Source organism: Streptomyces sp. NBC_01635 (assembly GCF_045209715.1).
Lineage (GTDB): Bacteria > Actinomycetota > Actinomycetes > Streptomycetales > Streptomycetaceae > Streptomyces > Streptomyces hirsutus.
Map to the genome: position 1 here is coordinate 6,463,398 of NZ_CP109277.1, position 16,198 is coordinate 6,479,595.

General features: G+C 68.9%; 16 protein-coding genes, 1 pseudogene and 1 riboswitch. Of the genes and pseudogenes, 11 read left to right on the forward strand and 6 right to left on the reverse strand.

From position 1 onward, the window contains the following. Nucleotides 1-52: 52 nt before the first annotated feature. Nucleotides 53-610, forward strand: coding sequence for a helix-turn-helix domain-containing protein (locus OHB56_RS30105; RefSeq protein ID WP_326757179.1), 558 nt, complete (start codon nucleotides 53-55; stop codon nucleotides 608-610). A gap of 46 nt (nucleotides 611-656) precedes the next feature. On the opposite strand, the gene OHB56_RS30110 is transcribed toward OHB56_RS30105, so the two are convergent. Beyond that, a complete protein-coding gene (locus OHB56_RS30110; protein ID WP_406356660.1) occupies nucleotides 657-1,103 on the reverse strand; it encodes a peptidoglycan DD-metalloendopeptidase family protein in 447 nt (148 codons plus the stop codon). A gap of 582 nt (nucleotides 1,104-1,685) precedes the next feature. Here OHB56_RS30110 and rpsB point away from each other — a divergent pair. The 5 genes from rpsB to OHB56_RS30135 all read left to right on the forward strand — a co-directional run bounded on the left by rpsB (nucleotide 1,686) and on the right by OHB56_RS30135 (nucleotide 6,436). After that, entirely contained in the window at nucleotides 1,686-2,618 is a 933-nt protein-coding gene (gene rpsB, locus OHB56_RS30115) for a 30S ribosomal protein S2 (RefSeq protein ID WP_326754954.1), read from the forward strand. 169 nt (nucleotides 2,619-2,787) lie between these two features. Further along, nucleotides 2,788-3,624 carry a translation elongation factor Ts gene (gene tsf, locus OHB56_RS30120; RefSeq protein ID WP_326754955.1) on the forward strand — a complete coding sequence of 279 codons (837 nt, stop codon included), beginning with the start codon at nucleotides 2,788-2,790 and terminating at the stop codon, nucleotides 3,622-3,624. A 190-nt stretch (nucleotides 3,625-3,814) separates the two neighbouring features. Continuing rightward, complete coding sequence (gene pyrH, locus OHB56_RS30125) at nucleotides 3,815-4,570, forward strand: UMP kinase (protein ID WP_055627417.1); 756 nt, start codon at nucleotides 3,815-3,817, stop codon at nucleotides 4,568-4,570. Nucleotides 4,571-4,751: 181 nt separating this feature from the next. After that, nucleotides 4,752-5,309: a ribosome recycling factor gene (gene frr / locus OHB56_RS30130; protein WP_109381790.1), complete on the forward strand. Its 558-nt coding sequence runs from the start codon at nucleotides 4,752-4,754 to the stop codon at nucleotides 5,307-5,309. Further along, nucleotides 5,309-6,436 (forward strand): phosphatidate cytidylyltransferase, encoded by a 1,128-nt coding sequence (locus OHB56_RS30135; protein WP_326754956.1) that lies wholly within the window; start codon nucleotides 5,309-5,311, stop codon nucleotides 6,434-6,436. Before frr ends, OHB56_RS30135 begins: the two co-directional genes overlap by 1 nt. A 691-nt stretch (nucleotides 6,437-7,127) precedes the next feature. Here the strand turns inward: OHB56_RS30135 and OHB56_RS30140 are convergent. The 3 genes and pseudogenes from OHB56_RS30140 to OHB56_RS30150 form a co-directional block, all read right to left on the reverse strand. Beyond that, a pseudogene (locus OHB56_RS30140) lies at nucleotides 7,128-7,505 on the reverse strand (winged helix-turn-helix domain-containing protein); the annotation flags it as partial. A 130-nt stretch (nucleotides 7,506-7,635) separates the two neighbouring features. Continuing rightward, nucleotides 7,636-8,046: a VOC family protein gene (locus OHB56_RS30145; protein ID WP_326754958.1), complete on the reverse strand. Its 411-nt coding sequence runs from the start codon at nucleotides 8,044-8,046 to the stop codon at nucleotides 7,636-7,638. A gap of 414 nt (nucleotides 8,047-8,460) precedes the next feature. Further along, a complete protein-coding gene (locus OHB56_RS30150; RefSeq protein ID WP_326754959.1) occupies nucleotides 8,461-8,775 on the reverse strand; it encodes a hypothetical protein in 315 nt (104 codons plus the stop codon). A gap of 386 nt (nucleotides 8,776-9,161) precedes the next feature. Between OHB56_RS30150 and OHB56_RS30155 the strand changes: the two genes are divergently transcribed. Then, nucleotides 9,162-9,467: a hypothetical protein gene (locus OHB56_RS30155; RefSeq protein ID WP_326754960.1), complete on the forward strand. Its 306-nt coding sequence runs from the start codon at nucleotides 9,162-9,164 to the stop codon at nucleotides 9,465-9,467. A 317-nt stretch (nucleotides 9,468-9,784) separates the two neighbouring features. On the opposite strand, the gene OHB56_RS30160 is transcribed toward OHB56_RS30155, so the two are convergent. Both OHB56_RS30160 and OHB56_RS30165 read right to left on the reverse strand, forming a co-directional pair. Next, nucleotides 9,785-10,135, reverse strand: a complete 351-nt coding sequence (locus tag OHB56_RS30160; protein WP_406356665.1) for a hypothetical protein — start codon at nucleotides 10,133-10,135, stop codon at nucleotides 9,785-9,787. 259 nt (nucleotides 10,136-10,394) lie between these two features. Beyond that, on the reverse strand, nucleotides 10,395-10,709 hold the full coding sequence (locus tag OHB56_RS30165; RefSeq protein ID WP_326754962.1) for a hypothetical protein: 315 nt from the start codon (nucleotides 10,707-10,709) through the stop codon (nucleotides 10,395-10,397). Nucleotides 10,710-10,934: 225 nt separating this feature from the next. On the opposite strand from OHB56_RS30165, the gene rlmN reads away from it, so the two are divergent. From rlmN to OHB56_RS30185, 4 genes are all read left to right on the forward strand, one after another. Continuing rightward, nucleotides 10,935-12,041, forward strand: a complete 1,107-nt coding sequence (gene rlmN / locus OHB56_RS30170) for a 23S rRNA (adenine(2503)-C(2))-methyltransferase RlmN (protein WP_055593125.1) — start codon at nucleotides 10,935-10,937, stop codon at nucleotides 12,039-12,041. Nucleotides 12,042-12,090: 49 nt separating this feature from the next. Continuing rightward, nucleotides 12,091-12,196: riboswitch (TPP riboswitch) on the forward strand. 85 nt (nucleotides 12,197-12,281) lie between these two features. After that, the gene (locus tag OHB56_RS30175; RefSeq protein WP_406356667.1) at nucleotides 12,282-13,364 is read left to right on the forward strand and encodes a thiamine ABC transporter substrate binding subunit; all 1,083 of its coding nucleotides are present in this window, start codon (nucleotides 12,282-12,284) and stop codon (nucleotides 13,362-13,364) included. Next, the gene (locus OHB56_RS30180) at nucleotides 13,340-15,013 is read left to right on the forward strand and encodes an ABC transporter permease (protein WP_406356668.1); all 1,674 of its coding nucleotides are present in this window, start codon (nucleotides 13,340-13,342) and stop codon (nucleotides 15,011-15,013) included. Before OHB56_RS30175 ends, OHB56_RS30180 begins: the two co-directional genes overlap by 25 nt. Beyond that, nucleotides 15,014-16,039, forward strand: a complete 1,026-nt coding sequence (locus OHB56_RS30185; RefSeq protein WP_326754965.1) for an ABC transporter ATP-binding protein — start codon at nucleotides 15,014-15,016, stop codon at nucleotides 16,037-16,039. Nucleotides 16,040-16,198 lie beyond the last annotated feature (159 nt).

Below are 16,198 nucleotides of genomic sequence, written 5' to 3' on the forward strand. Positions count from 1 at the left end.
TCGCGCGGCGCGTCCGTAAAGTGGTGGCGTGCCAAGGATTCGAGCGGCCTCCGTGGCCGAGCACCGGTCGATGCAACGCGCCGCCCTGCTGGACGCGGCACGCTCCCTGCTGTCCGAGGGCGGTACGGAGGCGCTGACCTTCCCCGCCCTCGCCGAGCGCACGGGTCTGGCGCGCTCGTCCGTCTACGAGTACTTCCGGTCCCGGGCGGCTGTCGTCGAGGAACTGTGCGAGGTCGACTTCCCGGTCTGGGCGGCCGAGGTGGAGACGGCGATGGCCGCGGCCGACGGAGCCGAGGCCAAGATCGAGGCGTATGTCCGCAAGCAGCTGGAACTGGTCGGGGACCGGCGTCACCGGGCCGTGGTGGCGATCTCCGCGAGCGAACTCGACGCGGGCGCCCGGGAGAAGATCCGCGCGGCACACGGCGGCCTCATCGCGATGATCGTCGAGGCCCTGAGCGACCTGGGGCACGACCAGCCCCGGCTCGCGGCGATGCTGCTCCAGGGCGTGGTCGACGCGGCGGTGCGCCGCATCGAACTCGGCGCCGCCGAACACCCGGAGGCGATCACGGAGGCAGCGGTCGCCATGACCCTGCGCGGCGTCCGGCCCTGACGACCGCCGCCCCGCCGCCCCGGCCTCCCGTCGCCCGCCCGGCCGGTCACCCGGGTACCGGCAGGCCGAGGACCGGGAGGAGCCTCGGCGGGCCGTGGCGCAGGAGCCAGGGCGGGAGCAGGGCGAGCGGGTCGAGGTAGACGTCCGCTCTGAGCAGGCCCCAGTGAAGGCAGGGGGCCGTGCAGTGGGGGCTTCTCGCCGGGTCGTTCGCCGCCACCGTGCCGATCACCTCGCCCGGTGCCACCTCGGCTCCTTTCCCCACCGACGGGAGGACCGGCTCGTAGGTCGTACGCAGCGGCGGCGTCCCCGTGCCCGACAGCTCCACCGAGACGACGCCCCGCCCGGCCACCTGCCCGGCGAAGGAGATCCGGCCCGCCGCCACCGCCCGCACCGGTGTCCCCGGCGCCGCCGCCAGGTCCACTCCCCGGTGCCCGCGCCCGTACCTGGTCTCCGGCGGTTCCCAGCCCCGCAGTACCCGGGGCCGTACTCCCACGGGCCAGACCCGTCCGACGGCCGGCACTCCGGCCTCGACGTCCGGCGCCCCGGTTCCGGTGTCCGGAGCCCCGGCCCCGGGGACTGGAGCCGTCTTCCCAGCCCCAGCGGTCTCCCCAGCCCCAGCCGTCTTCCCAGCCCCAGTCGTGTCCTCGGCCCCAGCCGGGCCCCCGGCGCCCGCTGTGAGCAGCAGCGGCAGTGCCGCCGGCAGTGAGGACGGCGGTGGCGACAGCAGGGCCGTCGGCGTCAGGACCAGCAGGACGGTCAGACGTGCCCATGTCCTCGGAAATCGGCTCACTCGCATGCCGGAGAGCCTCCCCGGAATCCGTGATCACGGCCCGGACCTGTGGATCGTCACCCGGTTGTGGACAACGGCGTCACCCGGTGCCCCGTGGGTCCCGTACACTTCTGGTGGCGACCCGGGTCACCGGGTCGACTTCGCACGCCCCGACATCAGGACCGGTCATGACCGTTCCCGGTGTCAGCGCCCCTCGGTCCTTCGTGGCAATGGCGCGTCGTGGGCGTCAGGCGCGGGAGCCGCCGGTTCCCGCGGCACAACCGAGAAAATCAAGGAGATACGGCCATGGCCGTCGTCACGATGCGGGAGCTGCTGGAGAGCGGCGTCCACTTCGGTCACCAGACCCGTCGTTGGAACCCGAAGATGAAGCGCTTCATCTTCACGGAGCGCAACGGCATCTACATCATCGACCTGCTCCAGTCGCTGTCGTACATCGACCGCGCCTACGAGTTCGTCAAGGAGACCGTCGCCCACGGCGGCACGGTCATGTTCGTCGGTACGAAGAAGCAGGCGCAGGAGGCCATCGCGGAGCAGGCCACCCGCGTCGGCATGCCCTACGTCAACCAGCGCTGGCTGGGCGGCATGCTCACCAACTTCTCGACCGTCTACAAGCGTCTGCAGCGCCTCAAGGAGCTCGAGCAGATCGACTTCGAGGACGTGGCCGCCTCCGGCCTCACCAAGAAGGAGCTGCTGGTCCTCTCCCGCGAGAAGGCCAAGCTGGAGAAGACCCTCGGCGGTATCCGCGAGATGCAGAAGGTGCCCAGCGCCGTCTGGATCGTGGACACGAAGAAGGAGCACATCGCGGTCGGTGAGGCCCGGAAGCTCAACATCCCGGTCGTCGCCATCCTCGACACCAACTGCGACCCCGACGAGGTCGACTACAAGATCCCGGGCAACGACGACGCGATCCGCTCCGTCACCCTGCTCACCCGTGTGATCGCCGACGCGGTCGCCGAGGGCCTCATCTCCCGCTCCGGTGTCGCCACCGAGGGCAAGGGCGAGAAGGCCGCTGGCGAGCCCCTCGCCGAGTGGGAGCGCGACCTGCTCGAGGGTGAGAAGAAGGCCGACGAGACCCCGGCCGCCGCCGAGGCGGAGAAGCCTGCCGAGGCCCCCGCTGCCGACGCTCCGGCCGCCGAGGCCGAGGCCGAGGCCGAGAAGCCGGCTGAGGAGGCCCCCGTGGCCGACGCCGCCCCGGCCGCCGAGGCCGACCAGGCCTGAGCTGCCCGTCAGTGCTGATGACGGCGGGAGCGGGTGACATGAAGTCCGCTCCCGCCGTTCACCCGTAGGTGCGCGGCGTGTCACGGTTCCCCGACTCGGACAGTCCACTGTGGACCGCAGACCCCGCAGATCTCCGATTCTCCAGACTTCGAGAAAGACTCACAGACTCATGGCGAACTACACCGCCGCCGACGTCAAGAAGCTCCGGGAGCTCACCGGCGCCGGCATGATGGACTGCAAGAAGGCGCTGGACGAGGCCGAGGGCAACGTCGAGAAGGCCGTCGAGGCGCTCCGTATCAAGGGCCAGAAGGGCGTCGCCAAGCGCGAGGGCCGCTCCGCCGAGAACGGCGCCGTGGTTTCGATCATCGCCGACGACAACTCCTCCGGCGTCCTCGTCGAGCTGAAGTGCGAGACGGACTTCGTCGCCAAGGGCGAGAAGTTCCAGGCCGTGGCCAACGCCGTCGCCGAGCACGTCGTCGCGACCTCCCCGGCCGACATCGAGGCCCTGCTCGCCTCCGAGATCGAGGCCGGCAAGACCGTCCAGGCGTACGTCGACGAGGCCAACGCCAACCTGGGCGAGAAGATCGTCCTGGACCGCTTCGCCCGGTTCGCCGACGGCTACGTGTCGGCGTACATGCACCGCACGATGCCCGACCTGCCCCCGCAGATCGGTGTGCTCGTCGAGCTCGACAAGCCGAACGCCGAGGTCGCCAAGGGCGTCGCCCAGCACATCGCCGCCTTCGCGCCGCAGTACCTCTCCAAGGAGGACGTGCCGGCCGAGGTCGTCGAGACCGAGCGCCGCGTCGCCGAGGAGACCACCCGCGCGGAGGGCAAGCCCGAGGCGGCCCTGCCGAAGATCGTCGAGGGCCGCCTCAACGGTTTCTTCAAGGACGCCACGCTGCTGGGCCAGCCCTACGCGCTGGACAACAAGAAGTCCGTCCAGAAGGTCCTGGACGAGGCCGGTGTCACCCTGAAGCGCTTCACGCGCATCAAGGTCGGCATCTGAGTCCGTACCGCGACGGGCGGGCGACCCCTATAGGGTCGTCAGCAGTCGTTCGGACACGCCGTCACGTACGTGCGCGTGCCGGACGACAGCAGATCTGACAAGGAGGCCATTGCCGCATGGGATGCGTACCACACCCCACCGGCAGTGGCCTCCTTCGTATGTGCAACAGGTGAAAGAGGCGGGATCCCCGATGACCAAGGCTGAGAAGAGCGACGACGGCACAGTGCACGGACGGTTTCTGCTGAAGCTGTCCGGAGAGGCCTTCTCCGGTGGCGGAGGCCTCGGCGTCGATCCCGACGTGGTGCACGCCGTCGCACGCGAGATCGCGGCGGTCGTCCGTGACGGCGCCGAGATCGCCATCGTCATCGGCGGTGGCAACTTCTTCCGCGGTGCCGAACTCCAGCAGCGCGGCATGGACCGGGCCCGCTCGGACTACATGGGCATGCTCGGCACCGTGATGAACTGCCTCGCGCTCCAGGACTTCCTGGAGAAGGAGGGCGTGGACAGCAGGGTCCAGACCGCCATCACCATGGGCCAGGTCGCCGAACCCTACATTCCGCTGCGGGCCGTACGGCACCTGGAGAAGGGCCGTGTGGTCATCTTCGGCGCCGGCATGGGCATGCCGTACTTCTCCACCGACACCACCGCCGCCCAGCGCGCCCTGGAGATCGACGCCGAGGCACTGCTGATGGGCAAGAACGGCGTGGACGGGGTCTACGACTCCGACCCGAAGACCAACCCCGACGCGGTGAAGTTCGACCACCTCGGGTACGGCGAGGTCATCACGCGTGATCTGAAGGTCGCCGACGCCACGGCCGTCACCCTGTGCCGCGACAACAAGCTCCCCATTGTCGTCTTCGAACTGCTGACGGAGGGCAATATCGCGCGCGCCGTCAAGGGTGAGAAGATCGGCACGCTGGTGGGTGACCCGACGGACCGGAAGTGACCGGACCACAAGCACCCGTCCGAGGGGCGATACCCCCGGGGGACGGACGGGGCGGGCCGGGCCGGGGGATGGACAATGTCCCACCGGTCGGGAACCGTGCAGGAAGAAGACGCGACGCAGCCGGTCGTCACCCCGACAGGGAACCGCGGCCGGGCCTACTCAAGACACGCAGGAGCAAGTGGTGATCGAAGAGACCCTCCTCGAGGCCGAGGAGAAAATGGAGAAGGCCGTCGTGGTCGCCAAGGAGGACTTCGCCGCGATCCGCACCGGCCGTGCGCACCCGGCGATGTTCAACAAGATCGTGGCCGACTACTACGGCGCGCTGACGCCGATCAACCAGCTGGCCTCGTTCTCCGTGCCCGAGCCGCGCATGGCCGTGGTCACGCCGTTCGACAAGAGCGCACTGCGCAACATCGAGCAGGCCATCCGCGACTCCGACCTGGGCGTCAACCCGAGCAACGACGGCAACATCATCCGCGTGGTGTTCCCGGAGCTGACCGAGGAGCGCCGTCGTGAGTTCATCAAGGTCGCCAAGGCCAAGGGCGAGGACGCCAAGGTCTCCATCCGCGCCGTGCGCCGCAAGGCCAAGGACGGCATCGACAAGATGATCAAGGATGGCGAGGTCGGCGAGGACGAGGGCCGCCGTGCCGAGAAGGAGCTCGACGACACCACCGCGAAGTATGTCGCCCAGGTGGACGAGCTCCTGAAGCACAAGGAAGCGGAACTGCTCGAGGTCTGATGAACGAATCTTCCTGGGGGGCGCCCCCGCAGGCCGGGTACTGGGGGCCGCCCGACCAGGGGCCCGTCCAGGGAGCTGTCCCGGCGGGCCCCCCGTACGATGCGCACCACGCGCAGCAGACTCGCCCCATGCCGATCGTGCCCGGTGCACCCGAACACGGCGGTGATCAGGAGAGGGACCAGGGGACTGCTCGGCCGAGCGGCCCCCTGTTCCGAGACGAGCCGACACGGGCGCGCCCCCACCCCGGGGAGATGCCGCAGAATCCGGAGCCCATGTCCGACGCCCCGCAGCCGGCGCCCCCGCCGCAGAAGAAGAGCGCGGGGCGTGATCTGCGTGCCGCGATAGGGGTCGGCGTCGGGCTCTGTGCGCTGGTCGCCGTGTCGCTGTTCGTCGTCAAGGCCGTCTTCGTCGGCGTTGTCGCCGTCGCCATCGTGGTGGGCCTGCGGGAGCTGACCAAGCGGCTGGAGGAGCGCAAGGGCATCAAGGCGCCGTTCGTGCCGCTCGCGGTCGGTGGTGCGGCCATGATCGTCGCCGGATACGTCTGGGGCAGCGACGGCGCGTGGATCGCGATGGCGCTCACCGCGCTGGCGGTGCTGGTCTGGCGGATGGCCCAGCCGCCCGAGAACTACCTCAGGGACGTCACGGCGGGGGTCTTCGCCGCGTTCTACGTGCCGTTCCTGGCGACCTTCGTGTCGATGATGCTGGCCGCGGACGACGGGCCCTGGCGGGTACTGACGTTCATAGTGATCACGGTCGTCGCCGACACCGGCGCGTACGCCGTCGGCTGGCGCTTCGGCACGCACAAGCTCGCCCCGCGCATCAGCCCCGGCAAGACCCGCGAGGGCCTGCTGGGCGCGGTCGGGTTCGCCATGGTGGCGGGCGCGCTGTGCATGCAGTTCCTGATCGACGGCGGGACCTGGTGGCAGGGACTGTTGCTCGGGCTCGCGGTCTCGGTCAGCGCCACCCTCGGCGACCTGGGCGAGTCCATGATCAAGCGGGACCTCGGCATCAAGGACATGGGCACCCTGCTGCCCGGTCACGGCGGCATCATGGACCGCCTGGACTCCCTGCTGCCGACGGCCCCGGTGGTGTGGCTGCTGCTGGTGGTCTTCGTCGGGTCCGGGTGAGGGAAGGCCACGGCGCCGTGCGGCGCCGGCCGCACAGGGATGCGGCACGGGCCGCCGTACTCCCTGCCGCCGGCCTCGGTGGTCGGCCGCCGGTGGTCTTCGCCGGGAGCTGACCCGGTCGGCCCCGGTACCCCTTCGAGCCCCCGCGTCCCATCGGACGCGGGGGCTCGCGCCGTCCTGGAAGGCTTCCCTGGAAAGGCTTCGGCGGGGCCTCCGGGCAGCCCGGGGACCCCGCGGCCGGTCCGCGCGGTCACCCCGATGGATCTGCGACACTGGTACAGCCATGCCTAAGCCGGAGAACTGGCAGTGAGATGGCAGCAACAAGCCCCCTGCCAGCGCGTTTGGCGCGGATAGGGGGCCGTTTTTATGCTGCTGGGCCGTCTCTGGGCCGTCAGGCATCCACATCCGCCCCGGTTGCCCGCATCGCTTCGCCCACAAAGGCGGAGCGGAGTTGGAGCCGCGCGGCCTGGTTGGGCACGTTGCCTGGATGTATTGCCTGAGCGGTCCGCCCGTCACCCACGTTGTCGACCAGCAGTCTTCCTACTTCGAGGAACTCCTTTTGAGCCTCGAAGTAGAGCCTGGCTGCTGACGGGGCAATCTTCGACGGGCCGTGGAGAACTGCCAGATGCAGAGCATGATCTAGTTGTTTGAGGCTCTCGGTTACGTCTGAGACCTCTTCGGGCGGCGTATCTGACCTTGACTGCGGAGGTTGCCGCGCCCACATCTTGTCGATGGCTAGCCAGCCGTGCCGCTTGAGCAGAGCGGCCACACCCTGGATGGTGTAGCTCTGGTGGAAGCGGCGCCCGATCAGCGTCTTGATCCGGAACAGGGTCCAGGTCTGGTCCGGCCAGCCGTGGGCCACCGGCCCTTTGAGCAGCTCCCGCTCCAGCACGGCGAACAGGTCGTCGCCGAGCAGCGGCAATGATGCCGGGCCCTTCGAGGCCAGGGCCCTCGGTCCGCCCTGTGACCAGGCCTTGCGCCGGCGCTGCACCGACCGGACGCTGATCCGTAGGTCGTGCGCGATGACCGCGTTCTCGTCGCCGTGCCGGAACCGCTCGGCCGCCTCCATGCGTAACTTCTGGCGGAAGGCCCGGCGTTCGTTGGTCAGGCCACCGCCCTGGGCATATCTCATGTACTCGGGATACCGCAGGGATCATGGGCCGTCAGCCCTACCGACACCACGCTTTGAAGGTCAGTAATTAGTCGCGCTTGGGCCAGATCGGGCCCTGGTCGGTCCAGATGACGCCCTTGTTGCGGCACAAGCAGAAGGGGTGGCCGATCGGGTCGGTGTAGACCTGCCAGCCGTAGCCGTTGGGGCCTATGAAGTCCTGCCTTAGCGTCGCGCCGAGGTCGAGGACGCGGCGCTGCTCGGACTCGATCTCGTCCACTTCGAAGTCGAGGTGGAACTGCTTGGGGTGCTCGCTGTCGGGCCACTGCGGAGCGCGGTAGTCGTCCACCCGGATGAATGCCAGCTCGATCTCGCCGAACTGGATGCCAGCCCAGTCCTCGGAGCTGCCTTCCTTGATCGGGCGGCCCGTCACCTCGGAGTAGAAATCCGCCAGCTTCATCGTGTCCGGGCAGTCGATAATGAAATCGGTGAGTCGCAGCATCCCGCGATCTTTTCACAAGCTCACACCCGACTTCGAGACAAGCCTTGGCTTCGTGGACGCACGAGTCGTTCCGGCCGTTCTAGCTTCGCCGGGCCGTCCCGGGGCCGTCGAAGGGCGCTCAACGACGACCACCGCTGACAACCACCGACGGCTAAGTCGCAGGTCGCAGCGTTGATCGATTGCACGGCCGCAGGCCAAGACCCTGGCCCACCACTTCTTCGGCTACTGATCGCGCTCGATGGAGGTTGACTCGCCCATTGAGACTCCACCGACCGCGTGGGCACGCGCGGGCTGACACCCCCACCCTGGCCCGGCTCGAACGGCTGGCCCCCTCCACAACGAGCCGCAGCCACCGACCGACGCCCCGCCTTTCCACCCACCGGCAGACGCCGCCACAGCCCGAGAAACCTGCCGTCAGACCGGACGGCAGGAGCCACATACATGGCTGTCGATCGCCGCCGCCAGCTCACTTGCCGCTGCCCGCACCGCAGGATCCCCATCACGGGTCAGCACGTTGACCGTGCTCGCGCCGCCCAGCACAGCCAGGTGAGCCGCATGCTGCACCTCCATCTGTTGAGCGTTGTGTTCGAGAATCGACTGGAGCAGTTCGATCACCCCGGGCCGGCAGGTGACGGCATCGGCCACCGCAAGATCCCACAGGAACGGAACCGCCGCGATAGTCGCATCGAAGACGGCCAGCTCACCGAGCCACAGACCGAGATCACTCAACGCGTCAGCACTCGTCCTGGCGTCACCCCATGCCACCCGAGAGAGTCGGCCTGGAACGTTTTCTGCAGATCCGTATGCATGCGTTAACTCATGCCACGGAACACGGCTCATGCCCTTGAGTGTCGTTCCCACCACGCTCTCCCCACTTGCTCGCCGTCTCCGGACTCCAAGCAAGCCCCATTCCACTCCACGGACCGTGCTGGCCGCGAGCCTGGTCGCCGTGCCCCATCCGTGCCCGGTCGTGCGGGGAACGTCAGGGACTCACGGGGAACGGCGGCGCCAACCTCGCTCCGGACCAGGTCAGGAAGTCGCCAGGTCAGCGTCCATCCGCATACGGCGTCTTCCGAACTGGTGACTTTGCACCCCGACTCTAGGATCATGAACTGGTGGATCACCATCTGCCGGTAGACGTCCGTGGATCAATCCGCCTGTTCGCCTTCTACATCGCTAACGGCACTCTCGACATGGAGCTATTGGACGGTATCGACTACAAGCCGGAGATCATGGCCTTCGGCTCGGCACTGGAGCAGGTCTTTGCGATCTTCGCCAACGTCCTACAGGTGGATGAGCAAGGCGAGGTCGTAAACCATGGAGATGCCCAGTACCGCGCCGCCCAATGGGTCCGCATGGTCTGCGACCCCAGCTACGTGGTTGAGCCGCCCTTCGAGCCATGGGAGACAGAGCTGGCGTGATGGCGGTACGGCAGCGAAGTACCGCAACCACAGCAACCGATCGTGTCCGGCCCTGCTGATCAGGGACCGCACAGTGACCGATGTGACTGTCGCTGACCGTTCCACATAGAGCTACGGATCAGAAGGTAGCCGTGCCCCACGCATGCCCGATCGAGCGGGAAACCACGGGGAACACCAGGCAGCCACGGTAGCCGGACACGGGACGGCCCTCGACCAAACACCCAGGTCAGGGGCCGTTCTCGCTGCTCTCGGCGCGGAGGCGGTGGGATTTGAACCCACGGTGACATCGCTGCCACGACGGTTTTCAAGATCGTGTACTAAGTCTGCGGGGGAGCCGGACGCTCGTACCCGAGGATGTCGTGAAGCCAACGGTCGAGGTACTGGGCCTCTGCCTCTCGGTCGCCCTCGACGGTCAGCCACTCACGGGCGGCAGTGACCATATGCGTCTCGGCTTGATCCGTTTCCGCAGGCCGAAGCTCGACCCAATCGGTCAGCTCGCCCCAGATGAGTGCGAGCGAGTAGAGCGCTTCGTCGCCGTTGTCCACCGGCGCCCCGCCACTGGCAAGACCCAAGATCTCCAACGCCGGGTCGTACGGCGAAGTGTCGCTGTCCAGCATGACCGCCGCACGCGCGCTGACCGCTGCGCGAAAGGCCTCCGAGTCACCCATGGCCCAGAGAGTAGGCGACGCGATGTGGAGCGCCGGGCCATGCCGGCGACCTGTACAGCAGCGGAGTACCGCAACCACAGCAACCGTCTCCGTCGGGCAGCAGTCCTCCGAGGCCGTGCAGCGACCGGCCTGCCCCTCGCCGACCGATTCACATAGAGCTACGGATCAGATGGGCACGTCAGGTAGAGACGGTCCGGTGCCGTGCCGGGCCGTCTCGGCTTCCGCAACGCCCGCTCCTCTGGCTATGAAGCGGGTGCTGTCACCGGCCTGGCTTCCAGTCTGTGTCGAGGATGGCAGCATGCACGGCGGCAATGATCATCGTGATGGCGAGCACGCCCCCGACCCAGTTCTTCGGGTTGCCGAGCACCGACCCCGGGACGGCTGAGCCGTAAATGACCGCTGCGTAGACCGCAGGCACGGCCATAGTGACGACGCGCTTCTTGGCTGCGATGAGAAACAGAGGCGGCGCCAGGAGGCCGGCTGACACCACGACCACAACGACCCAGGTCACCTTGTGCAGTGTGGTCGTGTACATGCTAGCCCGGATCGGCGCATTGATGTACGGGTTGCTCATGGTCCCCCTTATTGCTCCAGCCGAGCGATCAGTGTGACCTACGGCATCCGCAGCATGAGCGCGTTTCGGAGGAGTCGTGGGACGGACCTCGGTGCACGGCCATTGGCTGGGCCGTCTGTGGGCCGTCCGAGGGTGACCAGTGACGCCCGGTGACGACCACCGATGACAGTTGTCCGGAGCGACAGCCGCAGGTCACCCGATTGGATCTGCCACACTGGTACAGCCATGCCTAAGCCCGGAGAACTGACCTTTGTCGCGCCGCGCGGATCCAAGAAGCCGCCGCGGCACCTTGCCGACCTCACGCCCGCCGAGCGCAAGGAGGCGGTCGCAGCGGCCGGTGAGAAGCCGTTTCGGGCCAAGCAGCTCTCGCAGCACTACTTCTCGCGGTACGCGCACGATCCGGAGCAGTGGACCGACATCCCCGCCGGGTCCCGGGCCAAGCTGCGGGAGGCGCTGCTTCCCGAGCTGATGACGGTCGTCCGGCATCTGTCCACCGACCAGGGCACCACCCGCAAGACGCTGTGGAAGATGTTCGACGGGACCCTCGTCGAGTCGGTGCTCATGCGGTATCCGGACCGGGTGACGATGTGCATCAGCTCGCAGGCGGGCTGCGGCATGAACTGCCCGTTCTGTGCGACCGGGCAGGCCGGTCTCGACCGGAACCTGTCCACCGCGGAGATCGTGCACCAGATCGTGGACGGGATGCGGTCGCTGCGGGACGGGGAGGTTCCCGGCGGGCCGGCGCGGCTGAGCAACATCGTCTTCATGGGGATGGGCGAGCCGCTCGCCAACTACAACCGGGTCGTGGGCGCCATCCGCCGCCTGACCGACCCCGAGCCGGACGGTCTCGGGCTGTCCCAGCGCGGGATCACCGTGTCGACGGTCGGGCTCGTGCCGGCCATCAACCGGTTCTCCGACGAGGGCTTCAAATGCCGCCTCGCCATCTCCCTGCACGCGCCCGACGACGAACTGCGCGACACCCTCGTCCCGGTGAACACGCGGTGGAAGGTGCGCGAGGTCCTGGACTCCGGGTTCGAGTACGCGGCCAGGTCCGGGCGGCGGCTGTCCATCGAGTACGCGCTGATCCGGGACATCAACGACCAGGCGTGGCGCGGTGACCGGCTCGGGCGGCTGCTCAAGGGCAGGCCCGTGCACGTCAACCTCATCCCGCTCAACCCGACGCCCGGCTCCAAGTGGACCGCCTCGCGGCCCGAGGACGAGAAGGCGTTCGTGGACGCGATCGCCGCGCACGGTGTGCCGGTGACGGTCCGGGACACCCGTGGACAGGAGATCGACGGGGCCTGCGGGCAGCTCGCCGCGAGCGAGAGGTAGCCTGGCCGGGCACAAGGACAACAACTGCATACCGGGTAACCACACGTTCATTTTCCGACAGGGGAGCGCCACAGCGCTGAGAGTGCGGCATCGGCCGCAGACCCTCCGAACCTCGCCCAGGTCATTCTGGGTAGGGAGATCGGTCATCACTCGAGCTGTTACGCCCTGCCCGGGACACCTGTGAGGGGTCCCGGGCAGGGCCGCGTCTCTTCCTGGTCACCCCCAGGAGGAAAAAAACCGGTGAACATCACCAAGAAGGTCACGATCCTGGCCGTCGGGCTGGGCCTGGTCACGCTGTCCGCCTGCGGTTCGTCCGACGGCGGAAGCGAGGGCGACGGCGGGTCGAAGACCGTGACTCTCGTCAGCCACAACTCGTGGGCCGCGTCCAAGGACGTCCTCGCCGCCTTCGAGAAGGAGTCCGGCTACAAGCTCAAGGTCCTGGAGGACGGCGACGCCGGGTCGGCTGTCAACAAGGCGATCCTGACCAAGGACAACCCCCAGGGCGACGTCTTCTTCGGCGTGGACAACACCCTGCTGTCCCGCGCCCTCGACAACGGGCTGTTCCAGCCGTACGAGGCGAAGGGCTCCTCCCTCGTCCTTCCCGAGTTCCGGGTCGACGAGGCCGGCCACCGGGTCACGCCCGTCGACACCGGTGACGTCTGTGTCAACTACGACAAGGCCTGGTTCGAGGAGCACGACCTGACTCCGCCGCGGACCTTCGACGACCTGGTCGAGCCCGAGTACAAGGATCTCCTCGTCACGGAGAACGCCTCCACCTCCTCGCCCGGCCTCGGCTTCCTCCTCGGCACCGCCGCGAAGTACGGCGACGAGGGCTGGCAGGACTACTGGAAGAAGCTCAAGGCCAACGGTGTGAAGGTGGTCGACGGCTGGGAGCAGGCCTACAACGAGGAGTTCTCCGGCTCGGCCGGCGGCAAGCAGGCCAAGGGCGACCGGCCGCTGGTGGTGTCCTACGCCTCCTCGCCGCCCGCCGAGGTGATCTACGCCGACCCGAAGCCGAAGACCGCGCCCACCGGCGTCGCCGAGGGCACCTGCTTCCGCCAGGTGGAGTACGCGGGACTGCTCAGCAACGCGCGGAACCCCGAGGGCGGCAAGGCGCTGCTCGACTTCCTGATCAGCAAGCGGTTCCAGGACGACATGCCGCTCAACATGTTCGTCTACCCGGTGCGGGAGGCCGCCCAGGTGCCCGAGGAGTTCACGAAGTTCGGACCGCGGGCCGAGGACCCCGAGACCATGGACCCGGCGAGGATCGCCGACCACCGCGACCAGTGGGTCAAGTCGTGGACCTCGCTCGTACTGAAGTGAGCCGAGCCGCGGCGAGGCGGCGCGAGGCCGCGGCGCGGCTCGGCCTGATGGCCGTGCCCGTCGCGTTCTTCGCCGCCTTCTTCGCCTACCCCGTCACCGCGATCGTCGCACGAGGCCTGAAGGCCGACGGGGTCTGGCAGTTCGATCGGATCGGGGAGGTGCTGGCGCAGTCCGACATCCGGCAGGTGCTGTGGTTCACCACCTGGCAGGCACTGGTCTCCACCGCTCTCACCCTCCTGATCGCCCTGCCCGGCGCCTACGTCTTCGCCCGCTTCGACTTCCCCGGCAAACAGCTGCTGCGAGCCGTGGTCACCGTCCCGTTCGTGCTGCCGACGGTCGTCGTCGGTACGGCGTTCATGGCGCTCGTGGGGCGCGGCGGGCTCCTCGACGAGCTGTGGGGGCTGCGGCTGGACACCACCGTGTGGGCGATCCTGCTGGCGCACGTCTTCTTCAACTACGCCGTCGTCGTACGGACCGTCGGCGGACTGTGGGGACAGCTCGACCCGCGGCAGGAGGAGGCCGCGCGGATGCTCGGCGCCTCCCGGTTCACGGCCTGGCGGACCGTCACGCTGCCCGCGCTGGCGCCCGCCGTGGCCGCCGCCGCGCTGATGGTCTTCCTGTTCACCTTCACCTCGTTCGGTGTGGTGCAGATCCTCGGCGGGCCCACCTTCGCCACCCTGGAAGTGGAGATCTACCGGCAGACGTCGGAGATCTTCGACCTGTCCACCGCCGCCGTCCTGACGATGATCCAGTTCGTCGCGGTGGGCGCGATCCTCGCCCTGCACGCCTGGACCGTGCGGCGGCGGGAGACCGCACTGCGGCTGGTGGACGCCTCAGGGACCGCGCGGCGGCCGCACGGCGCCGGACAGTGGGCGCTGCTCGCCGGGGTCGTCGCCACCGTCGCCGTCCTATTGCTCCTGCCGCTCGCGGTGCTGGTGGAACGATCCTTCGGCGACGCGGGCCTCAGCCACTACCGGGCGCTGACCCGTGACGACGGGGGCGTGTTCCTGGTCGCGCCGATCGAGGCGGTCGGCAACTCCCTGCGGTACGCGGCCCTGGCCACCGTCATCGCCGTGGTGATCGGAACCCTGGCGTCCGTCGCGCTCACCCGGCGGGACGCGGGACGGCTGGTGCGGGGCTTCGACGCCCTGCTGATGCTGCCGCTCGGAGTGTCCGCCGTGACCGTCGGCTTCGGGTTCCTGATCGCCCTCGACGAGCCGCCGCTGGACCTGCGTTCCTCCTGGATCCTGGTGCCGCTCGCGCAGGCACTGGTCGGTGTCCCCTTCGTCGTACGGACCATGCTGCCCGTGCTGCGGGCCGTGGACGTGCGGCTGCGGGAGGCGGCGGCAGTGCTCGGGGCGTCGCCGTGGCGGGTGTGGCGGGAGGTGGACCTGCCGATGGTGCGGCGGGCCGTACTCGTCGCGGCGGGGTTCGCCTTCGCCGTGTCGCTGGGGGAGTTCGGGGCGACGGTGTTCATCGCACGGCCGGACAACCCGACACTGCCGGTGGCCGTGGCACGGCTGCTGGGCAGGCCGGGAGAGCTCAACTACGGGCAGGCGATGGCCCTGTCGACGATTCTGATGATCGTGTGCGCGGTGGCGCTGCTGCTCCTCGAGCGGCTGCGGACCGACAGATCCGGGGAGTTCTAGATGCTGTTGAGCCTCGAGGGCGCCACCGTCCGCTTCGGCGGGCGCGCGGTGCTGGACGCCGTGGATCTCCAGGTCGCCGAGCACGAGACCGTGTGCGTGCTCGGGCCCAGCGGCAGCGGCAAGTCCACCCTGCTGCGGGCGGTGGCCGGGCTGCAGCCCCTCGACGCGGGGCGGATCTCGCTCGCCGGGCGCGACCAGGCGGGCGTGCCCGCACACCGGCGCGGGGTCGGGCTGATGTTCCAGGACCACCAGCTGTTCCCCCAGCAGGACGTGGGCGCCAACGTGGCCTTCGGGCTGCGGATGCACGGTGCGTCTCGCAGTGAACAAGCCGACCGAGTGAGGGAGTTGCTGGAACTCGTCGGACTTCCCGGGGCGAGGGGGCGGGCCGTGGCCGCCCTGTCCGGCGGAGAGCAGCAGCGCGTCGCACTGGCGCGCGCGCTGGCGCCCAGCCCGCGGCTGCTGATGCTCGACGAGCCGCTCGGCCAGCTCGACCGCTCGCTCCGGGAACGGCTCGTCGTCGAACTGCGGGAGCTGTTCGGCCGGTTGGGCACCACCGTGCTCGCCGTGACGCACGACCAGGGTGAGGCGTTCGCCCTGGCCGACCGGGTCGTGGTGATGCGGGACGGGCGGATCGCCCAGTCCGGTACGCCGCTCGAGGTGTGGCAGCGCCCGGCCGACGCGTTCGTGGCCCGCTTCCTCGGCTTCGAGAACGTCGCCGAGGCGACGATCACCGCGGACGTCGCGGTGACGCCCTGGGGCAAGATCCCGGTGCCGGCGGACGCACCGCAGGGCACGCGCACCCTGCTGGTCAGGCCCGCCGGAGTCCGTCTGGTCCCGGGCGGGGCGGGCCCGCGCTGCACCGTCACCGCGCGCACCTTCCGCGGCACCCATGTCGCCGTCCGCCTCCAGCCGGGGGACGGCGACGGGCCCCGCCTGGAGGCCGCCTGCGCCCTCCGGGCGGCACCGGAGGTCGGAGACGAGGTCGGAGTGGAGTTCGACGCGGCCGAAATCGTCGTGCTCGGGTAAGGGGTTGGCAACTGCTGGGATTCGACCGAGCACGAGTGTGTTCTGGCGTGTGTGAGTGAGCGCTGGGTTCGCGGGGTGGGTGTCGTCATGTCCGTGAAGGGGGAATGGGAGTTCGTCTGCCGGATGCGTGACCTTTGCGTGTGGTGTTCGTTGGGCGGG